The following is a 19,093-nucleotide window of genomic DNA, read 5'->3' as shown; positions in this document are numbered from 1 at the left end:
CCCGGCCGTGCGCAAGATCGAGTGTGCTGTCCGGGCCGCCGGGCGGCACACTGCACAGGCACACCCACGAACACGGGAGCGCCCACCCCTGTGGCGCACCCCCCACGACTTCACGGAGACGGATACCTCATGGCCGCGAACAACCGCCGCATGTCCGGCAAGAAGGGCGCGCAGGTCGGCAGTGGCGGCCAGCGACGCCGAGGCCTCGAAGGCAAGGGCCCGACCCCGCCCGCCGAGATGCGCAAGGGGCACGCCAAGCAGCGCGCCGCCCAGGCGAAGGCCCGCCGCGCCCAGGGCCGCACCACCCAGCGGCGCGGCGGCCGGTCCGCCTCCGAGCTGGTCGTCGGCCGCAACCCGGTCGTCGAGGCGCTGCGCGGCGGCGTGCCCGCCTCCACGCTGTACGTCCAGCAGTTCATCGACAACGACGAGCGGGTGCGTGAGGCGCTGCAGCTCGCGGCCGAGCGCGGCGGGATCAACCTCATGGAGGCCCCCCGCCCCGAGCTGGACCGCATGACCAACGGCCTCAACCACCAGGGCCTGGTCCTCCAGGTCCCGCCGTACGAGTACGCGCACCCCGAGGACCTGGTCGCCGCCGCGCACGACGAGGGCGAGGACCCGCTGATCGTCGCGCTCGACGGCGTCACCGACCCGCGCAACCTCGGCGCGGTCGTCCGGTCCGTCTCCGCGTTCGGCGGGCACGGCGTGCTCGTGCCGGAGCGGCGGGCGGCCGGGATGACCGCCGGCGCCTGGAAGACGTCCGCGGGCACCGCCGCGCGGACGCCCGTCGCCCGCGCGACGAACCTGACGCGGGCGCTGGAGGCGTACAAGAAGGCGGGCATCCTCGTCGTCGGTCTCGCCGCCGACGGGGAGGCCGAGCTGGGCGACGTCGAGGCGCTGGACGGGCCGGTCGTGATCGTCGTCGGCAGCGAGGGCAAGGGCCTGTCGCGGCTGGTCGGCGAGACCTGCGACGTGCGGGTGCGGATCCCGATGCCGGGCGGCGCCGAGTCGCTCAACGCCGGTGTGGCGGCGGGCATCGTGCTGTACGAGGCGGCGCGCCGCCGCAGCTGAACGGGTGTGCGACTCCGTCACCCACTTGGTGGATTCCGGGCGGTCCGGACCGGCTTGACGCGGTCCGGACACATCTGGCCGGTCAAGGCAGTGTCCTAACGCCTTGTCACTCGGTTAGATGAGTGTGGACACCAGAACACCACCCCGCACACCCACGGGGGCCCGCTCGTCGGGACTCGACGACGCTCCCGCGCTGAGCATGGTGAAGGTGCCGAGCGATCCGGCCCAGGTCATCGTCAACCACGCCAGCTTCCGCGTGCAGCTGGCCGGTCCGGCGCGAGGCGTCCGGTCGCCGCGGATCGCACGGCACATGACGTCCGGCGCGGACACCGCGCGGATCCCCGTCGTCACCACCGTGGGCGCGGGTCCGGCCGCCCCGCGCCGCCGTCCCGTCGTGTGGAGCGGCAGGTCCGCCCCCGACGACACGGGCGCCCACCGCCTCCTCCAGGCCGTACGCCACGGGGGCCTGCGCCACGCCGACGAGCCCCTCACCGACTCCGGCGGCACCCGCGTCCTCCCGCAGCAGGGCGGCGGCTACGACGCGTTCGACGACGACACCCAGCCGCTGGAGAGCCCCTTCGTCGGTGCCCAGCGCGGCCACTCCGACGGCCCGCTGCTGCCCCCGATGCGCACGGTCGGCAGCGCGTACGACGAGGACGGCCACGCGTCCCTCGACGAGGACACGTACGAGCCCGCCTACGAGATCGAGGAGCGGCAGGAGGGCGGCCGGCGCTCCCGGCGGCACGGCGACGACCCGGCGCGCCACGCGTACTACCCCGGGCGCCGGATGAACCTGGGCGTGGTGCTGCTCCCGCTGCGCGTCTTCCTCGGCGGGATCTCCGTCTACGCCGGGATGAGCAAGCTGTGCGACCCGCTGTACTTCGACGGCGGGCCGCGCGGGTCCATGGTCAAGTGGCTGCACAGCCTGCACCCGTGGGAGGCCGCCGAGCCGCTGCGGCAGTTCGCGCTCGCCCACCCCGTCGGCACCGGGCTCGCCATCGCCTTCGCCCAGGTCGTCGTCGGCGTCCTCACCGTCCTCGGCTGCTGGCAGCGGGTGGCCGCCGGGGTCGGGGCGATGCTGTCGGCGGCGCTGCTGGTGAGCGTCAGCTGGAAGAGCGTCCCCGTCTACGAGACGCCCGACATCATCTACCTCGCCGCCTGGTCGCCGCTGATCATCGCGGGCGCGCCCGTCTACTCCGTCGACGGCAGCCTCGCGGGCCGCGCCTGGCGGCGGCTCGGGCCGCGCGCCGACATCTGGGACCTGCGGCGCTACGTGCTGCGCCGCGGGGCGCTCGTCACATTCGTGGTGTGCGGGTTCAGCATGCTCGTGGGCGCGCTGCTCGGCGGGGCCGTACGCGACGCGGACCGGGTGGTCGTGCCCGGCCCCGGCGAGGCGCCGCGCAACAACCTGCCGGGGTCCCCGCTGCCGGAGGAGTCCGGTGAGCGGCACGAGAAGGGCGGGAAGGGGGCGCCGTCCGCGTCCAACTCGCCCACCCAGGGCGCCACTTCGGGCTCGGCGAGCCCGTCCGCCGGGACGAGCAGCACGCCCGGCGCCACCCAGGGCGCGGGCGCCGTCACCGGGGCGCCGAGCCAGACCCAGGGCAGCACAGGGCAGGCGCCGCAGCAGTCCTCCCCGGAGGGCCAGGCGCCGAGCACCACCGCCGGCCCGACCTCGGGCGGCGGCGACGGCTCCGGCGGCAGCGGGGGCGGCACGCCCGGCGGCGACGACGGCGGCTCCTCCGACCGTCCCGGCCTGGTGGGCGGCCTGCTGGGGTAGCGGACGCCGGTGGATACGACAGCGGGGTCCCGTACGCGGTGGCGTACGGGACCCCGTTCGTGTGGCCGTGGGCGTCTCAACGACCGTGGGAGGAAAGCTCCTTGGCGGCCTCGGTGAGGTCCTTGGCGGTGTCGATGGCCCGCCAGTAGGAGCCCTGAGGGATCGTGAACCCGGCGAGCCGGCGTTCGCGCGCGAGGTGCGGGAACGTGGTGCGCTCATGGTCACCGCGCTCCGGGAGCAGCCCGGCGAACTCGGGGGAGAAGACGTAGACGCCCGCGTTGATCTCGAAGGTGGACGGCGGGGCCTCGATGAAGTCGGTGATCAGACCGAACCCGTCGGTGCGGACCGCGCCCCACGGCAGGCGCGGGCGGGCCAGCGCGACGGTGGCGACGGCGTCCCGCTCGGCGTGGAAGTCGGCCATGTCGCGCAGCGAGAAACGGGTCCAGATGTCGCCGTTGGTGGCGAACCAGGGGCGGTCCGGGTGCGGCAGACGGGCGGCCGCGTACTTCAGTCCGCCGCCGCGGCCGAGGGGTTCCGGCTCGACGACGGTGGTGACGGAGACGGGCAGGTCGGCACTGTCCAGCCACTTCTGCAGCACCTCGGCGAGATGGCCGCAGGAGACGACGACGTCGGTCACGCCCTCCTCGGCGAGCCAGGTCAGCTGGTGGCCGATGATCGGGGTTCCCGTGCCGGGGATCTCGACCATCGGCTTGGGCCGGTCGTCGGTGTACGGACGGAGCCGGGACCCCTGGCCGCCGGCCAGGACTACGGCTTGCGTGGGGCGGGACACGGCACGCGGATCGGTCATGCCCGCACTTTACGCGGCCGGGGGCCGCGGACTCCTGGGGGTTCGGGACGCGGGGCGCGGTGGTGTCGGGGCGGGCCCCGGGCGCCCTCGGGCAGGGGAGTTCGTACCGGGGCGGCTTGTGGTCCACGGCTGTGCTGCCGGGCGGCACCGGGCGGCGCGGGGGACGGACGCCCTCGGACGGGGAGGTGACGTCGGTGCGGCCAGTGGCGCTCGGCCTTGCTGCCCGACACCGCACGGGCTCGGGCGGGGGGCGAGACACCGCTGCGCCGGATGGCGAGGGCCTGCGGTGCCGGGGTGGGGGGCCTCACCGCCGCGATGCAGCGGCGGGCCTCCGCCCTCGGCCGGCCGGCCGCAGGGCGTGGGACCGGTGCCGCCGGTGCGGGGCGGGGCAGCGCGGCGCGTCCCGCCGGGACGCGGTGCGGTGCGGGCGGCGTCGTTGCTGCCTGCGGGGGTGCCGCTGCGCCCGTCCTCCCCACTCCCGGCTTCGCTCGAGCGGGAGGTGCCCCATCGCCCTGGGGCACGACTGCCCGCGGCTGCGGAGGCGTCCCTCAAGGGGCGCGGGGAACTGCGCGCTCAGCCACGGACGACCCGCACCCGGCGCTGAAGGGGTGCGGCTGCGCCCGCCCTCCCCCACTCTGGGCTTCGCTCGAGCGGGAGGTGCCCCCATTGCCCTTGGGCGCACCTCCCAGGCCCTTGAGGCACTGGGGGAGGCACGACTGCCCGTAGCGGCGGCGGGCGGGCGTGACCGGAAGCGCGGGCGCGCTAACCGTTCGCCGCGACCACTCCCGACGCGAACGACGTGTCGCAGACCGGGCGGGCGTAGGACTGGGCCTTGGTGGGGCCGTAGACGCGGACGGCCGCCTTGCCCAGGGAGCGGGCGATGGAGACGCAGTGCTTCGCCAGGGACGGGCGGTCGTTCACCGCCTGCTGGAGCTGGGTCAGGGCGGCGCCCGGGTCCTTCTTCTGGAGCTCCATCAGGAGCTGGTCCCGCAGCACGTCCTGGGGGGCGCGGGAGGCGGCCCGCGACGAGGCGCCTGCGGCGGACGTGTCCGCGGCGGTGAGCACCGGACTCTGCGGGTTCCCCGACCAGTCGACCCGCGCGACCGCGAGGGTGCCGGAGAGCACCAGGACGACGGGCAGGACGAGGGCGAGGGAGCGGCCGATCCGGCGGGCGGGGCCCCGGCCGCGTCGCGTCTGAGGGTGAATGGAGTGCGTCACGCGTGTGAGGGTAGCGTCCGGTAGCCGAGGTTAAACATTCCGTCACCGTTACGGGGGACGTGGAACGCCGACTTCCGCGCCGCGTGTTGACGAGTTGGGGTAATTCGCCCGGATTGCCGGGGTATTTGTCGACAACGCGAGGGGCCCCGCAGCACCGCTGCGGGGCCCCTCGGCGTCAGTGCGCTCAGTCGGACAGGCGGGCGCCCGTCGACGTGGAGAACACGTGGGTCTCGCCGGAGCGCGGCACGACGTGCAGCGTGCTGCCCTTCTCCGGGACCTCACGGCCGCCGACGCGGACCACCAGGTCCTTCGCCTCGCCGCCGATCTGCGCGGTGCCGTAGACGAAGGCGTCGGAGCCCAGCTCCTCCACGACGTTCACGGTGACCGCGACGCCCTGGTCGGAGTCGGCGCCGGCCACGTCGAAGTGCTCGGGGCGGACGCCCACGGTGACGGTCTTGTCGCTGGTGGCGGAGAGCGCGTCACGCTGCACCGGCACCACCGAGTTGCCGAACTTCACACCGCCGTCGGCGACCGGGACCTCGACCAGGTTCATGGCCGGGGAGCCGATGAAGCCGGCGACGAAGAGGTTCGCGGGCCTGTCGTACATGTTGCGCGGGGTGTCGACCTGCTGGAGCAGACCGTCCTTCAGCACCGCGACGCGGTCGCCCATGGTGAGGGCCTCGACCTGGTCGTGGGTGACGTAGACGGTGGTGATGCCCAGACGGCGCTGGAGCGACGCGATCTGCGTACGGGTGGACACACGGAGCTTGGCGTCCAGGTTGGACAGCGGCTCGTCCATGAGGAACACCTGCGGCTCACGCACGATGGCGCGGCCCATCGCCACACGCTGACGCTGACCGCCGGAGAGCGCCTTCGGCTTGCGGTCCAGGTACTCGGTGAGGTCGAGGATCTTCGCGGCCTCCTCGACCTTCTTGCGGATCTCCGCCTTGTTGACGCCGGCGATCTTGAGCGCGAAGCCCATGTTGTCGGCCACCGTCATGTGCGGGTAGAGCGCGTAGTTCTGGAACACCATGGCGATGTCCCGGTCCTTCGGCGGCAGGTGCGTGACGTCGCGGTCGCCGATGCGGATGGCGCCGCCGTTGACGTCCTCGAGGCCCGCGAGCATGCGGAGCGAGGTGGACTTGCCGCAACCGGACGGGCCGACCAGGACGAGGAACTCGCCGTCCGCGATCTCGATGTCCAGGGCGTCGACGGCGGGCTTGGTCGAACCCGGGTAAATGCGGGTCGCCTTGTCGAACGTGACAGTGGCCATGTGAATGGTCCCCTTCTACCGGCAGGAACGTGCCGGACGATCCGAGTAGGAAGGTGATGCCACGACGGGTGTTCCGTTGTGGTGTGGTCCACACGAGTGAACTGGCTCAGGACGGTACCTGGCGTTCACCTGCTTGTCAGCAGTTTCCTGGCTGTGAATTTCGCTGAAACTTTCGATCCTGTTCGGGTCCGGTCGGCTCTGGATCAGCCTGTTTCGGGGCGGTCGGCTCCGTAGCGGGCGGCCAGGACCGCCACCGCCTCGGCGACGGCCCGCCGCAGTCCCGGCGGGCCCAGCACCTCCGCCTCCACGCCGAGGCGCAGCAGATCGCCGGTGGCCACCGCCTCCGACTCGACCGGCAGCCGCACCTCCACCCAGCCGTCCGCGTCGGGCGGCCCCGCCGCCGCCAGCGCCCGCGCGCCCGCCGCCCCGAACTGCATCGGCAGCAGCTTCCGCCCGCGCGGGGACAGCCGCAGCCGGGCCGTGTCCTGCCGCAGCGCCGCCTCCAGCCGCCGCGAGGTCTGCGTCCAGTACGCGGCCAGGTCGAACCCGGCGGGCCGGGTGAACTCCTCACCGGTCTCCTCCACCTCCTGGAACCGCGAGACGCGGTAGGTGCGCACCGCGTCGTCCGCGAGCGCGATCAGGTACCAGATGCCGCCCTTCAGCACGAGCCCCAGCGGCCGCACCTCCCGCCGCACCTCGCCGCGCCAGCGGGCGTACCGGGTCCGCAGCACCCGCCGTTCCCACACCGCCCGCGCGACCACCGTCAGGTACGGCACCGGGTCGGCGTCCCGGAACCAGGCGGGCGCGTCCAGGTGGAACCGCTCGCGCACCCGCCGCGCCTGGTCCGCGAGCCCTTCCGGAAGCGCCGCCTCCACCTTGAGCTGGGCGCTCGCCAGGACCGCCCCGAGCCCCAGCTCCCCGGCCGGCCCCGGCAGCCCCGCGAGGACCAGCGAACCGGCCTCCGCGTCGGTCAGCCCGGTGAGCCGCGTCCGGTAGCCCTCCACCAGCCGGAAGCCGCCCTGCGGCCCGCGCTCGGTGCGCACCGGCACCCCGGACGCGCCGAGCGCCTCGACGTCCCGGTACACGGTGCGCACCGACACCTCGAGTTCGGCGGCGAGTTGGGGCGCGGTCATCCGGCCGCGGTTCTGCAGCAGCAGGAGCAGGGTGAGGAGCCGGTCGGCGCGCATGCGGACCATTCTCAGGCCGTGGCGCCGTACCTGACAGAAGGTGTCAGGTACGGCCGGAAAGCTGGGCGGCACAGCGCTGGACGCGCCCCTCGAACCGACCCCGGAGGAACCCGCATGCCCGTCACCGAGACCGCAGGCCACTTCACGTTCGCCGACTGGAAGGAGAACCCCGTCTCGCCGGAGGACGCCTTCCCCCGGCTCGCGCACGCCACCGTCGTCAACGCCTTCACCGGAGTCGTCGAGGCCGAGGCGACCGTGTGCAGCTATGCCATCGCCTACGACTCCGCCGCCACCGGCACCTTCGCCGGGATGGAGCTGGTCACCGGCCGGGTCGACGGCCGCTCCGGCGCCTTCGTGCTGGAGGAGCGGGGGCGCTTCGCCGACGACGGCACCGTGCACTGCACGTTCGAGGTGGTCGAGGGCTCCGGCACCGGGGAGCTGGCCGGGCTGCGCGGCACGGGCGGGTTCACCTACCGGCACGGTGAGGCGAAGGTGCCGTACACCTTCGCGTACGAGGTGGGGCGCGCCTGAATCAAGTGCGTGGCTCGGCGAAACCGGCACTGTGTACAGTGGACCGCGCTTCGCGCGCGCCGCGCGCGGTGCCTCCTTAGCTCAGATGGTCAGAGCAGCTGTCTTGTAAACAGCAGGTCGTCGGTTCGAATCCGACAGGGGGCTCCAGCGACTTCCCCGGGCCGGGCCTTCTCCGGCCCGGGTTCTTCATGTCCCGGGCCCTTCATCGCGTACGGCCGCGCAGGCGGCGGGCGATCTGAAGGTCCGCCTCGTTCAGGGGGCGGCCCTCCTCGGTCTCCCACAGGCAGTTCTGCAGCACCCGCCCGTACGTCCACGCCCGGGCCCGCGCGCGGTCCAGGCCGAGGACCTCGGTCATCGCGTCGAAGCGCCACAGGACGTCGTCGGGGTCGAAGTTGTTGGCGAGGGCGGGCCACAGGTCGAAGCCGGGGTCGCCGGCGAGCGGCTTGGGGTCGATGGCGAGCCAGGGCGCGCGGTCGGCGGCGAGGACGTTCTCGTCGTGCAGGTCCCAGTGGAGCAGCCGGTCGCCGGGCTCGTGCGCGACCTCGCGCACGGCGGCCGCGCAGTCGGCGACCAGGCGGCGGGCCTCGGGGTCGGGGATGCGGTCGAGGACGGCGGGCGTGCGCTCCAGCATGGACGCGGCGATGTCGCCGAGGCGGCGCATCTCCGGGGGCGCCGGGGTGGCGTGGAGGTGGGCCAGGAGGCGCGCGATGACCAGGACGCCCTCGTGGACGTCCGGCCGGTGCGCGAGCATCCGGGAGGAGTCCAGGCGCTCCAGCAGCATGGTGCCGGTCGCCTCGTCGTGGTCGAGGAGCCGGACCGCCCCGTCGCCGTTCCACAGGCGCAGGGCGACCGGCTCGCCCTCGCTCTCGTGGTCGCGGAGCTGGAGCTTGAGCACCGCCGGGGTGCCGTCGGCGCGGTCGACCGGGAGGACCAGGGCGCTGACGCCGTGCATGGGCGCCCCGGCGAGACGCAGCTCCCAGCGGTCCAGGAAGTCCGCGGTGAGGTCCGGGAGGGCGGCGATGAAGGCGCGCCCGGCCTCCTTGTTGAACTTGACCTGGGTCTCGGCGAGTTCCGCGGGGATGTCGATCACGCCTCGCACGGTAGCGCCGTACGGGGGCGGGGCGCGTCGAGATTTCCGTGCGGGCCAGGCCCTACGGCTCCAGGACCACCTTCCCGGTCGTTCCCCGGTTCTCCAGGGCGCGGTGGGCATCGGCCGCCCGGGAGAGAGGGAAACGCTGCACGGCCGGGGTGAGCCGGCCCACGGCGGCCTCCGCGAGGGAGCGGGTCTCCAGCGTGCGCATCGGGTCGTCGCCGCCGGCCCGGCGCAGCATCTCGGGGCCGAGGACGCTCACCGAGACACCGTCGACGAGGTACGGGCGGTCGCTGCCGATGCCCTGCGAGGTCCAGCCGAACACCACGTGCCGTCCGCCCGGCGCGAGCAGGCCGACCAGGGTGCGGGCGACATCCCCGCCCACGCCGTCGTACACGACGGTGAGCTTGCCCCGGTACTCCTCGAGACGCCCGGGCCAGCCGGGGTCGGTGTAGTCGACGGCGAGGTCGGCGCCGGCCCGCGTGGCCAGGGCGGTCTTGGCGGGGCCTCCGGCGAGGCCGATCACGGTCGCGCCCGCGTTCCGGGCGTACTGCACGAGGAGGGTGCCGATGCCGCCCGCCGCGGCCGGGACGGCGACCACGTCACCGGGGCCCGGCTCGGCGAACTGCACGATCCCCATCGCCGTACGGCCCGTGCCGATCATGGCGACGGCCTCGGCGAAGTCCAGGCGCTCCGGGATCTCGTGCAGGCGTGCGGCGTCGGCGACGGCCAGTTCCGCGTAACCGCCGGGGGCGAAGCCGAGGTGGGTGACGACCCGCTTGCCGAGCCAGCCGTCGGGAGCGTCCGGTCCGAGCGCGTCGACCACCCCGGCGATCTCCCGGCCGGGGATCGTCGGCAGCTCGGCGGGGCCCGGGCCGGGGCCGCGCAGGCCCTCGCGCAGGGCGGTGTCGAGGAGGTGGACCCCGGCCGCCCGGACGGCGACCCGGACCTGGCCGGGACCCGGCACCGGGTCCTCGACCTGCTCGTACGTGAGGTTCTCGGCGGGACCGAAGGCGTGCAGTCGGACGGCGTGCATCGTGCTCCCCCTGGGCTGTCACGGGGCGCCCGTGCGCCCCGGCATCCACCGTGCGACCTCAAGCGCGCTTGAGGTCAAGGGCGTCCCGGCCGAGGGCGAGGGAGACGGCTGTGAGGGCGCTGGTGAAGGACACCTCGGAGAGCACGCCCGGCGCGGCGACCCGGTCCCCGGCCAGATAGACCCCGTTCCCGCGGTCCACGGCGGGCCGGTCGCGCCAGGTGGCGCCGGGCGGGTCGACGGCGCCGGTACGGGCGTCCGCCAGCGCCTCGCGCCGCCAGGTGAGCCGGTCGCGCCAGCCGGGAAACCCCAGGTCCAGCAGCTCGTCCGCGCGGGCGGCGCCCTCGGCCTTCGACGTGCCCGGCCCGACCGGGATCTGACTCTGGATCAGCTGCTCGCCGGCCGGGGCGAGGGTGCGGTCCTGCGCGGTGAACCGCTCCAGCCAGCCGGGCGCGTCCAGGTCGGACACCACGAACGGGTCGCCGCGCCGGGTGCGCAGGGCCAGGTCGACCAGGACGGTACGGCCGCTCGGCCAGGTCAGCGAGGGGTCGCCGAGGAGACGGCGGGCGGACTCCAGGGAGGTGGCGACGATCACCGGGGTGTCGGTGGGGAGGGTGTCGACGCGGGACAGGGTCTCGACGCGCACGCCCAGGTTCCAGGCGTGGGCGGCCATCCGGTCGATCAGCGCGCCCCAGCCGCCCCGCGGGTAGTGCGCCTCCGGAGGCAGCTTCGTGGCCCGGCGCAGCCGCTCGTGCACGAACGCGGCGGACAGGGAGCCGGGGTCGTGGTGGAACAGCGCGACCGCCGAGAAGTGCGCGGCGGCCCTGGCGCCCTCCGGGCCGGCGATCCCGGTGGCCCAGGTGAGGAAGTCGGCTTCGACGGGCGCGCGCAGGCCGGGGCGCAGCAGCTTCAGCATCGCGGGCGGCGGGGTGCGGCGCAGGGCGCCCCGGTGACGCAGCCGCAGCCGGGCCGCCTCCCGCAGAGGCAGCGGGGCGAGCGGGCCGAGCAGGCCCCTCTCGCGCAGCCAGGTCCAGTGGGGTCCACCGCTGTAGAGGGCGTGCGGGCCCTCGTTGGTGCGGTAGGGGGCGTCGGCGGTGCGGGCGCGGCCGCCCAGCGTGTGGTGGGCCTCGTACAGGGTGACCTCGGCGCCCGCCTCGGCGGCGGAGACGGCCGCGGTGAGTCCGGCGAATCCGCCGCCGACGACGGTGATGCCGTGCATGACTGGGCTTCTCCCTCGGTCGGGCTCGGTCGGTACACAACCAGGACGCGCGGCGGCGCCGGGATGTGACACGCGGGGCGTTTCCGCAGGCCGGACGGGATGTCGGAGCCGGGGTGCAGCATGGTGCGCATGGTGCGTGGAGCGGCAGGGAGACCGGGTGTGCGGGCGGCGCGGAGGCCGGAGCTGCGGCTGCCCCCGCTGGAGGCGTTCGAGGGGGGTGGTCTGGAGCCGGACGGGGACTACGACGGCCTGGAGTTCGCGGGCGCGGACCTCGCCGGGCAGGACGGCGCGGGCGCGCGCTTCATGGACTGCGCGCTACGGGGGTGCGCGCTGGACGAGACACGGCTGTCCCGGGCCCGGCTGCTGGACTCGGTGCTCGACGGCGTGCGGGGCGTGGGCACGGACCTGGCGGGCGCGACCCTCCGCGACGTGGAGCTGACCGACGCCCGGCTCGGCGGCACACAGCTGCACGGGGCGGCGCTGGAGCGGGTCCGCATCCGCGGCGGAAAGATCGACTTCCTGAACCTGCGCTCGGCCGCCCTCAAGGACGTCGTCTTCGAGGGCTGCGTCCTGGTCGAGCCGGACTTCGGCGGGGCCCGCCTGGAGCGTGTCGAGTTCACCGACTGCACGCTGACGGCCGTGGACCTGTCCGGCGCCACCCTGAAGGACGTGGACCTCCGTCAGGCGTCCTCCCTGGAGATCGCCCGCGGGGTGGACCGCCTGTCCGGCGCGGTGATCAGCCCGTCCCAGCTGCTGGACCTGGCACCGGTGCTGGCGGGGGAGCTGGGGATCAGGGTGGAGGGGTGAGGCCCGGGAGCCGGGCGGTCAGCTCACGCGCGGGAAGCGGGACTGGAGGGTCCAGACCGCCGGGTTCTCGCCGAGGTCCTCGTGCAGGTCGATCAGGTCGGCCAGCAGGTCGTGCAGGAAGTCGCGGGCCTCGCGGCGCAGTTCGGAGTGGGAGAAGGTCAGCGGCGGTTCCGAGGCCGGCAGCCACTCCGCCTCGATGTCCACCCAGCCGAAGCGCCGCTCGAACAGCAGGCGGTCCGTGGACTCGGTGAAGTCCAGCTCGGCGTGCTGCGGCCGTGAGGCGCGCGAGCCCGCCGGGTCCCGGTCGACGCGCTCCACGATGTCGCACAGCGCCCATGCGAAGTCGAGCACCGGCACCCATCCCCAGGCTGTGGAGATCTCACGGTCCGACTCGGTGTCGGCGAGATAGACGTCGCCGCAGAACAGGTCGTGCCGCAGGGCGTGGACGTCCGCGCGGCGGTAGTCGGTCTGCGGGGGGTCGGGGAAGCGGTTGGAGAGGGCGTAACCGATGTCGAGCACGTGGGTGATGGTGTCACGGTCCAGGCCGTGGGCCGCCATAGGATCCCGGCGTGCGCACCCCCCGCCCCCTGAGCCGCGGAACCGCCGCCGCCCTGCTCGCGGTGGTGCTCGCCGCGTGCGGGCCCGGATCGGGCGCCGAGGGCGCCGGTGACGACGGCGCGGGCGACCCGTACTTCCCGAAGGCGGGCAACGGCGGCTACGACGTCACCCACTACGACCTCGCCCTCTCCTACGACCCCGACGACCGCCGCCTCACCGGCACCGCGACCCTCGACGCCCGCGCCACCGAGGACCTCACCGCCCTGAACCTCGACCTCCAGGGCCTCGACGTGGACGCCGTCACCGTCGACGGCGCGGGCGCCCCCTTCGACCGCGAGGGGCAGGAGCTGACCGTGCGCCCCCGCCGCGCCCTCGACCGGGACGCGCGCTTCCGGGTGGTCGTCCGCTACTCGGGGCGGCCCGAGACCGTCACCGACCCCGACGGCTCCGAGGAGGGCTGGCTGCGCACCGCCGACGGGGCGCTCGCCCTGGGCCAGCCGGTCGGCTCCATGGCCTGGTTCCCCGGCAACCACCACCCCTCCGACAAGGCCACCTACACCCTCTCCGTCACCGTGCCCGAGGGCCTGCGCGCAGTCTCCAACGGCGAACCGGCCGGCGAGGAGACCGAGGACGGCCGTACGACGTACCGCTGGCACAGCCCCGAACCCATGGCGAGCTACCTCGCCACGGTCGCGATCGGCCGCTACGACGTCCACCGCGCGGAGACCGCCGGCGGGCTGCCGCTGTTCACCGCCGTCGACCCGGAGCAGGCGGCGGCGAGCCGCGCGGCGGTGAAGCTCCTGCCGGAGGTCGTGGAGTGGGCGGAGCGGCGGTTCGGGCCGTACCCCTTCTCCTCCGCCGGCGCGATCGTCGAACGCCCCGGGGACGCCGGGTACGCCCTGGAGACGCAGAACCGCCCCGTCTTCGCGGGCGCCCCCGACACCGCCCTGCTGGTCCACGAGATCGCCCACCAGTGGTACGGCGACTCCGTCACCCCGCGGACCTGGCGGGACATGTGGCTCAACGAGGGCTTCGCCACGTACGCGCAGTGGCTGTGGGAGGAGGACCACGGCGAGGGCAGCGCGCAGAGCGCCTTCGACCGCCTGTACTCCGGCTCGTACTTCCCGGACGCGGGCACCAACGCCGCGCTCTGGTCCTTCCCGCCCGCCGACCCGCCGGACGCGGCGCAGATCTCCGCCACGCCGGTGTACTGGCGCGGCGCGATGGTCCTCCACATGGTCCGCAGAACGGCCGGCGACGAGGCCTTCGGCCGCCTGCTGCGCGGCTGGGCGGCGGAGCACCGACACGCCAACGCGAGCACGGACGACTTCACCGCGTACGTCGAGAAGACGGTGCCCGACAAGGACTTCTCCCGGGTGTGGGAGGAGTGGCTGTACGGGGAGGGGCGGCCGGAGAGCACGTCCTAGGCCGGGTCCGGTTCCTGGGCGGGGGGCGAGGCGGGGGTGGTGAGGGGCTTGCGCAGGACCACGCAGGGGCGGCCGAGCTCGCGGTCGCGGCGGCGGTCGATCTCCGTGTAGCCGAGGGCCGTCCAGAAGGCGAGGCCCGGGGCGTTGTCCTCCAGCACCGCGAGCCGTACGGCGGTGTGGCCGGCCGCGCGCAGGCGGTCCTCGACGAGTGAGGCGAGGCGGCGGCCGTGACCGCGGCCGTGCAGGCTTGCGTCGACCATCAGCAGGCCGATCCACGGGTCGGGATCGGCGGGGTCGGGGTGCTCGCAGAGCGTGACGGCGATACCGACGAGAAGGCCCTTCTCACGGGCGAGCAGCACCTCCGTGTGCGGGTCCGCCAGCTCGCGGGCCAGCTCGGCCGCGACCTGCTCCGGCCGGATGTCGTACGGGTCGGGGAAGTCGCCGCTGAGGGCGTGGAAGGCGTGGTTGGAGGCGTACAGGGCGGTGACCTCGGTCAGCACGGGGCCGGGGAGGTCGCCGTCCGGGGAGAGGCGCAGCGGGTCGAGGAACACGCAGGCAACGTAGCGCGCGGGCGCCGGGCGGGCGCGGTGGCCGGGCGGGCGCGGCGGAGCCCCCGCCCGGCGAAACGCGGGCGGGGGCTCCGGCGGACCGGTCGCGGTGCGTCCGTCAGACGTTCACGCCGAAGTCCTGGGCGATGCCCACGAGGCCCGAGGCGTAGCCCTGGCCGACCGCGCGGAACTTCCACTCCGCGCCGTTGCGGTACAGCTCGCCGAAGACCATTGCGGTCTCGGTGGCGGCGTCCTCCGACAGGTCGTAGCGCGCGATCTCGGCGCCGCCGGCCTGGTTGACGATGCGGATGTACGCGTTCCGCACCTGGCCGAAGTTCTGGCTGCGGTTCTCGGCGTCGTAGATCGAGACCGGGAAGACGATCTTGTCGATGTCGGCCGGGAGGGCCGCCAGGTTGACGTTGATCGCCTCGTCGTCGCCCTCACCCGCACCGGTGCGGTTGTCACCGGTGTGGACGATGGTGTTGTCCGGGGTCTGCTTGTTGTTGAAGAACACGAAGTGGGCGTCCGAGTAGACCTTGCCCTGTGCGTTGACCGCGATCGCCGACGCGTCGAGGTCGAAGTCCGTTCCCGTGGTGGTGCGGACGTCCCAGCCGAGGCCCACGGTGACGGCGGTCAGGCCCGGAGCCTCCTTGGTGAGCGAGACGTTGCCACCCTTGGACAGGCTTACAGCCATTGTTGGGAGTCCCTTCCCTCGTTTGCGTACGGCTATGAAGCTACAGCTACCTCCTTGAACGCCGAGAGGGGTGTGCGAGGTTCCAGGTCTCTTTACTTTCTTTACCCGGGTACGGATATTCGAGTGACGTGACCGGTGCCGGCGCGGGAACCTGTATGTCATGTCCGGTCCCCTTGTCGTACGCGGCTCCGTCTCCCTGCCCGAGGCCGAGCTCATGTGGCGTTTCTCGCGGTCGTCCGGGCCGGGCGGGCAGCACGTCAACACCAGCGACACCCAGGTCGAGCTGCGGTTCGACCTCGCCAGGACCGAGGCGCTGCCCGAGGTGTGGAAGCGGCGGGCGCTGGAGCGGCTCGAGGGGCGGCTGACCGACGGGGTGCTCACGGTGCGGGCGTCCGAGCATCGGTCGCAGTGGCGGAACCGGGAGGCGGCGGCGGTGCGGCTGGCTGCTCTGCTCGCGGAGGCCACGGCGCCCCCGCCCAAGCCGCGGCGGCCTACTCGGGTGCCCCGGGGGATCAATGAGCGGCGGCTGAGGGAGAAGAAGCGGCGGTCCGAGACCAAGCGGGGGCGCTCCGCGCGGGACTGGTGAGACGGGTTGTGCTTCAGGACACCTGCGGGCCGGTGGGGGTCGGTCGCGCAGTTCCCCGCGCCCCTGAGGGTGTTCTTACAGACGTAGGACTCCTACGTGCTCGTCGTTGACCTTCTCGGCCGTCTTCTCGAAGCCCATGGTGAGGTAGAAGTTCTCCGGGCCGTGCTCGCCCGGGTGCCACGTGACGTGGAGCGTCTTCGTGCCGCGGCGGCGTAGTTCCTGTGCCACCTCCGTCACCGCGAAGCGGCCGTAGCCCTTGCCCTGTTCCTCCGCCGCGATGTTGAGGCGCCACAGGCCCGAGCGGACGTCGGTGCCGTCGTCGCGCCAGTCGATGTCGAGGAACGCCATCACGAAGCCGACCACGCGGTCGTCGTCCACGATCACGCGGGGCCACGCCTTGTCGGGGCGGACGTACGCCTCCGCGAGGGAGTGGGCCACCGGGTCGACGGCGAATTCCTGATCCGGGCGGACCCGGAGGGCGAGGGCGGCCTCGAGATTCGCGGGTGTGATCTTTTCGAGGCGCGGGGCCCTGGCGGTCGTCATGCGGGGAGGGTAGGCAGGTAAAACGGCGGCGGTAAAAGGGATTTCGGGCGCGCTCAGCCCAACTGGCGGTAGCGGCCCTTGAAATAGGTGAGCGGGCCGCCTTCGGCGCTCGGCACGGCGGCCGTCATCACACGGCCGATCACCAGGGTGTGGTCGCCCGCCGTCACGCGCTGTTCCGTGCGGCATTCCAGGGTCGCCAGCGCACCGCCGACCAGGGGAGCCCCGGTGTACTCACCGCGCCGGTAGGGAATGTCCGCGAACAGCAAACGGTCGCTGACCCGGCCCTTCATCGAGAAGCGGCCCGCGATGTGGCGCTGGCTCTCGGACAGCACGGACACCGCCCACAGCGGCTGCTCCTCCAGCAGTTCGTCCATGCGGGAGCCGGTCCGCAGGCTGACCAGCACCAACGGGGGGTCGAGGGAGACGGACAGGAACGCGGTCGCGGTCATGCCGACGTCCTCGCCGGCCGGCGCGTCCGGGTCGTCCGGGTCCAGCGGCGGCTCCACGGCGGTCACCAGCACCACACCGGCGGCCAGACGGGACATGGCGGCACGGAACTCGTCGTTGCTCACCCCCTCAGCATGCCGGGCGGCGGGCGGAACGGTGATCGAGGCCGGGGCGGCGGGAGTGTTCAGCACACCGGGAACGCTAATCTCCGCTGCACGACACCGCATCGGACCGTGGCCCGAACCGGGACCTAGGACCAGCGGCTGATCCAGGCGCAATGCATGCACAATCACCACATAATCCGCGTCGCGGAAATGGGTCGGAATACCGCGCGTAGACCACGCAATTGTTCACGTTTAGCTGTGACTTGAGTCACAAGGGGCAAGAATTGTTGACCCTGTGTACCGGGTGAGCAGCGCGCTGTGATTCAGTGGCGGGGAAGCTGCTGCGACGATACGCCGATGATGACCCTTGATGCGCTGCGAGGTCTCGGGGGGAGGGCGAGGATGGAGACCGAGTCGGAACCCTACGTCCGTCTGGCATCGCTGCGACAACTCCACCGGGCCATGGCCGACATGAACACGGCGCGCAGTCTGGCTGACACGTTGCAGACGGTCGCCGACGGCGTCGTGGGCGCCCTCGGGTACGAGCTGGCCTGCGTCAATCTCGTACGCCCCGACGGCGACCTGGTGGTCGCCGCCCTGTCCGGGAACGCGGCCGCGGAGGCGCTCATCACCGGCCGGGTCGGCTCCCGCGAGTCCTGGGACCGCCGGCTCACCATGGGCGAGCGCTGGGGCGACCTGGTGTTCATACCGCACACCGAGGGCTGGGTCCTCGACGAGGACGACGTCCCGCAGTGGTACACCGACGGGCCCGCTCCCCGCTTCGAGGACGAGTGGCACCCCTCCGACCGGCTCTTCGCCCCCATGTACGCGCCCGGCCCCGCGGGCGGCGGCACCTCCGGCGAACTGATCGGCGTGCTCTCCGTCGACCGCCCGCGCAACGGCCGCCGGCCCGGCGCCTGGGGCCGCGAGGCCCTCCAGATGTACGCCTTCCAGGCCGCCATCGCGATCAGCAACGCCCGGCTGCGCTCCAACATGCAGCGCGCCCTCGTCCGTCTGGAGCGCGAGCAGCAGGCGCTGCGGGCCAGCGAGGAGAGCTTCCGGCAGGCCTTCGAGTACGCGCCCTCCGGCATGGCCATCGCCGAGATGGGCGGCGACCAGCACGGCCGCATCCTGCGCACCAACGACGCCCTGTGCCGGCTGCTCGGGCGGCCCGCCTCCGCGATGCGCCGCTACTCCTTCTCCGACCTGGTCCACCCCGAGGACATAGGCACCCTGCTGCGCACCTCCGCCGAGGGCGGCCGGGCGGAACTGCGGCTGGCCCGGCGCGACGGCACCTACGTATGGGTCTCCCTGCGGAACTCGGTGGTCGCCGACGCCGCCGACGGGCCGCGCTTCCTGCTCACCCACGTCGAGGACATCGAGGAGCGCAAGCGCCGCGAGCTCCAGCTCGCCCACCGCGCCTCCCACGACTCGCTCACCGGCCTGCCGAACTCCGCGGAACTGCGCTCCCGGCTCTCCGCCCGGCTGTGCAGCCAGCAGCCGCAGGCGCTGCCGGCGGCCGTGGACTCCATGGAGCCCTACGAGTCCTTCGACTCCCACGACGCCGCCTTCGGCCCGCCCGCCTTCGACCGCGGCCACGACTTCGACTTCCCGCCCGGCAGCGACGCGTACGACGGCTTCGACCACCATGTGCACACCGTCGCGCCCGCCGCGGACGCCGACGACGGCACGAAGGGGCTCGCGGTGCTCTTCTGCGACCTCGACGGCTTCAAGTCGATCAACGACCGGTTCGGGCACAACGCGGGTGACGCGGTTCTCATCGAGGTCGCCCGCCGGCTCAGCAACGGCGTGCGGGACGGCGACACCGTCGCCAGGCTAGGGGGTGACGAATTCGTCATCCTCGCCGACGGGCTGGGCCGGGCCGACGCGCAGGACCTCGCCGTACGGCTGCGCAACGAGATCATCCAGCCCATCCGTGCCGAGGGACGGGCCGTGCGGGTGGGGGCCAGCTTCGGCATCGGGTGGGCCCATTGCGGCATGACGGCCGACGAAGTGCTGAAGTCGGCCGACGAGCGGATGTACGTCGAGAAACGATCTCGTCCCAAACAGCACAGACGTGCCGGATGATCTCCAGGTCGGCGGGTTGATGCGGTCCGGGTCACCCTTTCGGGTCAGTGGAACCGGGTAGGCTCGGCTTCTCCGCACACGTACGCA

19 protein-coding genes and 1 tRNA gene are annotated in these 19,093 nt (G+C 73.4%); 8 read left to right on the top strand and 12 right to left on the bottom strand.

Going from position 1 to position 19,093, the window contains the following annotated elements; translation table 11 throughout:
• The first annotated feature begins 129 nt into the window (after positions 1 to 129).
• On the top strand, positions 130 to 1,068 hold the full coding sequence (gene rlmB / locus AY578_RS14695) for a 23S rRNA (guanosine(2251)-2'-O)-methyltransferase RlmB (RefSeq protein ID WP_019523955.1): 939 nt from the start codon (positions 130 to 132) through the stop codon (positions 1,066 to 1,068).
• 118 nt (positions 1,069 to 1,186) lie between these two features.
• A complete protein-coding gene (locus AY578_RS14690) occupies positions 1,187 to 2,845 on the top strand; it encodes a DoxX family membrane protein (protein WP_202503129.1) in 1,659 nt (552 codons plus the stop codon).
• A gap of 76 nt (positions 2,846 to 2,921) precedes the next feature.
• On the opposite strand, the gene AY578_RS14685 is transcribed toward AY578_RS14690, so the two are convergent.
• From AY578_RS14685 to AY578_RS14670, 4 genes are all read right to left on the bottom strand, one after another.
• Positions 2,922 to 3,653 carry a nucleotidyltransferase family protein gene (locus AY578_RS14685; protein WP_019523953.1) on the bottom strand — a complete coding sequence of 244 codons (732 nt, stop codon included), beginning with the start codon at positions 3,651 to 3,653 and terminating at the stop codon, positions 2,922 to 2,924.
• A gap of 762 nt (positions 3,654 to 4,415) precedes the next feature.
• Positions 4,416 to 4,871 (bottom strand): hypothetical protein, encoded by a 456-nt coding sequence (locus AY578_RS14680; RefSeq protein WP_028960609.1) that lies wholly within the window; start codon positions 4,869 to 4,871, stop codon positions 4,416 to 4,418.
• Positions 4,872 to 5,055: 184 nt separating this feature from the next.
• Positions 5,056 to 6,144: an ABC transporter ATP-binding protein gene (locus AY578_RS14675; RefSeq protein WP_019523951.1), complete on the bottom strand. Its 1,089-nt coding sequence runs from the start codon at positions 6,142 to 6,144 to the stop codon at positions 5,056 to 5,058.
• A 203-nt stretch (positions 6,145 to 6,347) separates the two neighbouring features.
• The gene (locus AY578_RS14670; RefSeq protein ID WP_020700081.1) at positions 6,348 to 7,331 is read right to left on the bottom strand and encodes a helix-turn-helix transcriptional regulator; all 984 of its coding nucleotides are present in this window, start codon (positions 7,329 to 7,331) and stop codon (positions 6,348 to 6,350) included.
• 114 nt (positions 7,332 to 7,445) lie between these two features.
• Here AY578_RS14670 and AY578_RS14665 point away from each other — a divergent pair, with 114 nt between their 5' ends.
• Both AY578_RS14665 and AY578_RS14660 read left to right on the top strand, forming a co-directional pair.
• Positions 7,446 to 7,862, top strand: coding sequence for a DUF3224 domain-containing protein (locus tag AY578_RS14665; protein WP_019523949.1), 417 nt, complete (start codon positions 7,446 to 7,448; stop codon positions 7,860 to 7,862).
• A 70-nt stretch (positions 7,863 to 7,932) separates the two neighbouring features.
• Positions 7,933 to 8,009: transfer RNA gene (locus tag AY578_RS14660), tRNA-Thr, on the top strand.
• Positions 8,010 to 8,064: 55 nt separating this feature from the next.
• Here the strand turns inward: AY578_RS14660 and AY578_RS14655 are convergent.
• The 3 genes from AY578_RS14655 to AY578_RS14645 are packed head-to-tail and all read right to left on the bottom strand — an operon-like array spanning position 8,065 to position 11,204.
• Positions 8,065 to 8,961 carry an aminoglycoside phosphotransferase family protein gene (locus AY578_RS14655; RefSeq protein WP_136238261.1) on the bottom strand — a complete coding sequence of 299 codons (897 nt, stop codon included), beginning with the start codon at positions 8,959 to 8,961 and terminating at the stop codon, positions 8,065 to 8,067.
• 52 nt (positions 8,962 to 9,013) lie between these two features.
• Positions 9,014 to 9,988: a zinc-binding dehydrogenase gene (locus AY578_RS14650; RefSeq protein ID WP_258902452.1), complete on the bottom strand. Its 975-nt coding sequence runs from the start codon at positions 9,986 to 9,988 to the stop codon at positions 9,014 to 9,016.
• Positions 9,989 to 10,046: 58 nt separating this feature from the next.
• The gene (locus tag AY578_RS14645) at positions 10,047 to 11,204 is read right to left on the bottom strand and encodes an NAD(P)-binding protein (protein WP_161107979.1); all 1,158 of its coding nucleotides are present in this window, start codon (positions 11,202 to 11,204) and stop codon (positions 10,047 to 10,049) included.
• A 129-nt stretch (positions 11,205 to 11,333) separates the two neighbouring features.
• On the opposite strand from AY578_RS14645, the gene AY578_RS14640 reads away from it, so the two are divergent.
• Positions 11,334 to 12,011, top strand: coding sequence for a pentapeptide repeat-containing protein (locus tag AY578_RS14640; RefSeq protein ID WP_258902451.1), 678 nt, complete (start codon positions 11,334 to 11,336; stop codon positions 12,009 to 12,011).
• A gap of 18 nt (positions 12,012 to 12,029) precedes the next feature.
• Here the strand turns inward: AY578_RS14640 and AY578_RS14635 are convergent, their stop codons facing one another.
• Positions 12,030 to 12,530 carry a hypothetical protein gene (locus tag AY578_RS14635; RefSeq protein WP_026243693.1) on the bottom strand — a complete coding sequence of 167 codons (501 nt, stop codon included), beginning with the start codon at positions 12,528 to 12,530 and terminating at the stop codon, positions 12,030 to 12,032.
• A gap of 50 nt (positions 12,531 to 12,580) precedes the next feature.
• Between AY578_RS14635 and AY578_RS14630 the strand changes: the two genes are divergently transcribed.
• A complete protein-coding gene (locus AY578_RS14630; RefSeq protein ID WP_258902450.1) occupies positions 12,581 to 13,996 on the top strand; it encodes a M1 family metallopeptidase in 1,416 nt (471 codons plus the stop codon).
• Here AY578_RS14630 and AY578_RS14625 read toward each other — a convergent pair.
• The gene (locus AY578_RS14625; protein WP_028960615.1) at positions 13,993 to 14,547 is read right to left on the bottom strand and encodes a GNAT family N-acetyltransferase; all 555 of its coding nucleotides are present in this window, start codon (positions 14,545 to 14,547) and stop codon (positions 13,993 to 13,995) included. The two genes, AY578_RS14630 and AY578_RS14625, sit on opposite strands and share 4 nt — an antisense overlap.
• Before the next feature lie 115 nt (positions 14,548 to 14,662).
• Positions 14,663 to 15,238, bottom strand: coding sequence for a TerD family protein (locus AY578_RS14620; protein WP_019523941.1), 576 nt, complete (start codon positions 15,236 to 15,238; stop codon positions 14,663 to 14,665).
• Between the two features lie 160 nt (positions 15,239 to 15,398).
• Here AY578_RS14620 and arfB point away from each other — a divergent pair, with 160 nt between their 5' ends.
• Entirely contained in the window at positions 15,399 to 15,824 is a 426-nt protein-coding gene (gene arfB / locus AY578_RS14615) for an alternative ribosome rescue aminoacyl-tRNA hydrolase ArfB (protein WP_019523940.1), read from the top strand.
• Positions 15,825 to 15,899: 75 nt separating this feature from the next.
• On the opposite strand, the gene AY578_RS14610 is transcribed toward arfB, so the two are convergent.
• Complete coding sequence (locus tag AY578_RS14610; RefSeq protein ID WP_019523939.1) at positions 15,900 to 16,367, bottom strand: GNAT family N-acetyltransferase; 468 nt, start codon at positions 16,365 to 16,367, stop codon at positions 15,900 to 15,902.
• A 53-nt stretch (positions 16,368 to 16,420) separates the two neighbouring features.
• A complete protein-coding gene (locus tag AY578_RS14605; RefSeq protein ID WP_019523938.1) occupies positions 16,421 to 17,005 on the bottom strand; it encodes a flavin reductase family protein in 585 nt (194 codons plus the stop codon).
• 315 nt (positions 17,006 to 17,320) lie between these two features.
• Between AY578_RS14605 and cdgB the strand changes: the two genes are divergently transcribed.
• Complete coding sequence (gene cdgB, locus AY578_RS14600; RefSeq protein ID WP_019523937.1) at positions 17,321 to 19,006, top strand: diguanylate cyclase CdgB; 1,686 nt, start codon at positions 17,321 to 17,323, stop codon at positions 19,004 to 19,006.
• Positions 19,007 to 19,093 lie beyond the last annotated feature (87 nt).

The organism is Streptomyces thermocarboxydus, assembly GCF_024760485.1.
GTDB classification, from domain to species: domain Bacteria; phylum Actinomycetota; class Actinomycetes; order Streptomycetales; family Streptomycetaceae; genus Streptomyces; species Streptomyces cellulosae.
This window is presented reverse-complemented; position numbering and strand designations above follow the sequence as displayed.

Coding starts and splice junctions, on each gene's coding strand:
- rlmB (WP_019523955.1), top strand. CDS start 130: ATGGCCGCGAACAACCGCCGCATGTCCGGCAAGAAGGGCGCGCAGGTC.
- AY578_RS14690 (WP_202503129.1), top strand. CDS start 1,187: ATGAGTGTGGACACCAGAACACCACCCCGCACACCCACGGGGGCCCGC.
- AY578_RS14685 (WP_019523953.1), bottom strand. CDS start 3,653: ATGACCGATCCGCGTGCCGTGTCCCGCCCCACGCAAGCCGTAGTCCTG.
- AY578_RS14675 (WP_019523951.1), bottom strand. CDS start 6,144: ATGGCCACTGTCACGTTCGACAAGGCGACCCGCATTTACCCGGGTTCG.
- AY578_RS14670 (WP_020700081.1), bottom strand. CDS start 7,331: ATGCGCGCCGACCGGCTCCTCACCCTGCTCCTGCTGCTGCAGAACCGC.
- AY578_RS14665 (WP_019523949.1), top strand. CDS start 7,446: ATGCCCGTCACCGAGACCGCAGGCCACTTCACGTTCGCCGACTGGAAG.
- AY578_RS14650 (WP_258902452.1), bottom strand. CDS start 9,988: ATGCACGCCGTCCGACTGCACGCCTTCGGTCCCGCCGAGAACCTCACG.
- AY578_RS14645 (WP_161107979.1), bottom strand. CDS start 11,204: ATGCACGGCATCACCGTCGTCGGCGGCGGATTCGCCGGACTCACCGCG.
- AY578_RS14640 (WP_258902451.1), top strand. CDS start 11,334: ATGGTGCGTGGAGCGGCAGGGAGACCGGGTGTGCGGGCGGCGCGGAGG.
- AY578_RS14620 (WP_019523941.1), bottom strand. CDS start 15,238: ATGGCTGTAAGCCTGTCCAAGGGTGGCAACGTCTCGCTCACCAAGGAG.
- arfB (WP_019523940.1), top strand. CDS start 15,399: ATGTCCGGTCCCCTTGTCGTACGCGGCTCCGTCTCCCTGCCCGAGGCC.
- AY578_RS14610 (WP_019523939.1), bottom strand. CDS start 16,367: ATGACGACCGCCAGGGCCCCGCGCCTCGAAAAGATCACACCCGCGAAT.
- cdgB (WP_019523937.1), top strand. CDS start 17,321: ATGGAGACCGAGTCGGAACCCTACGTCCGTCTGGCATCGCTGCGACAA.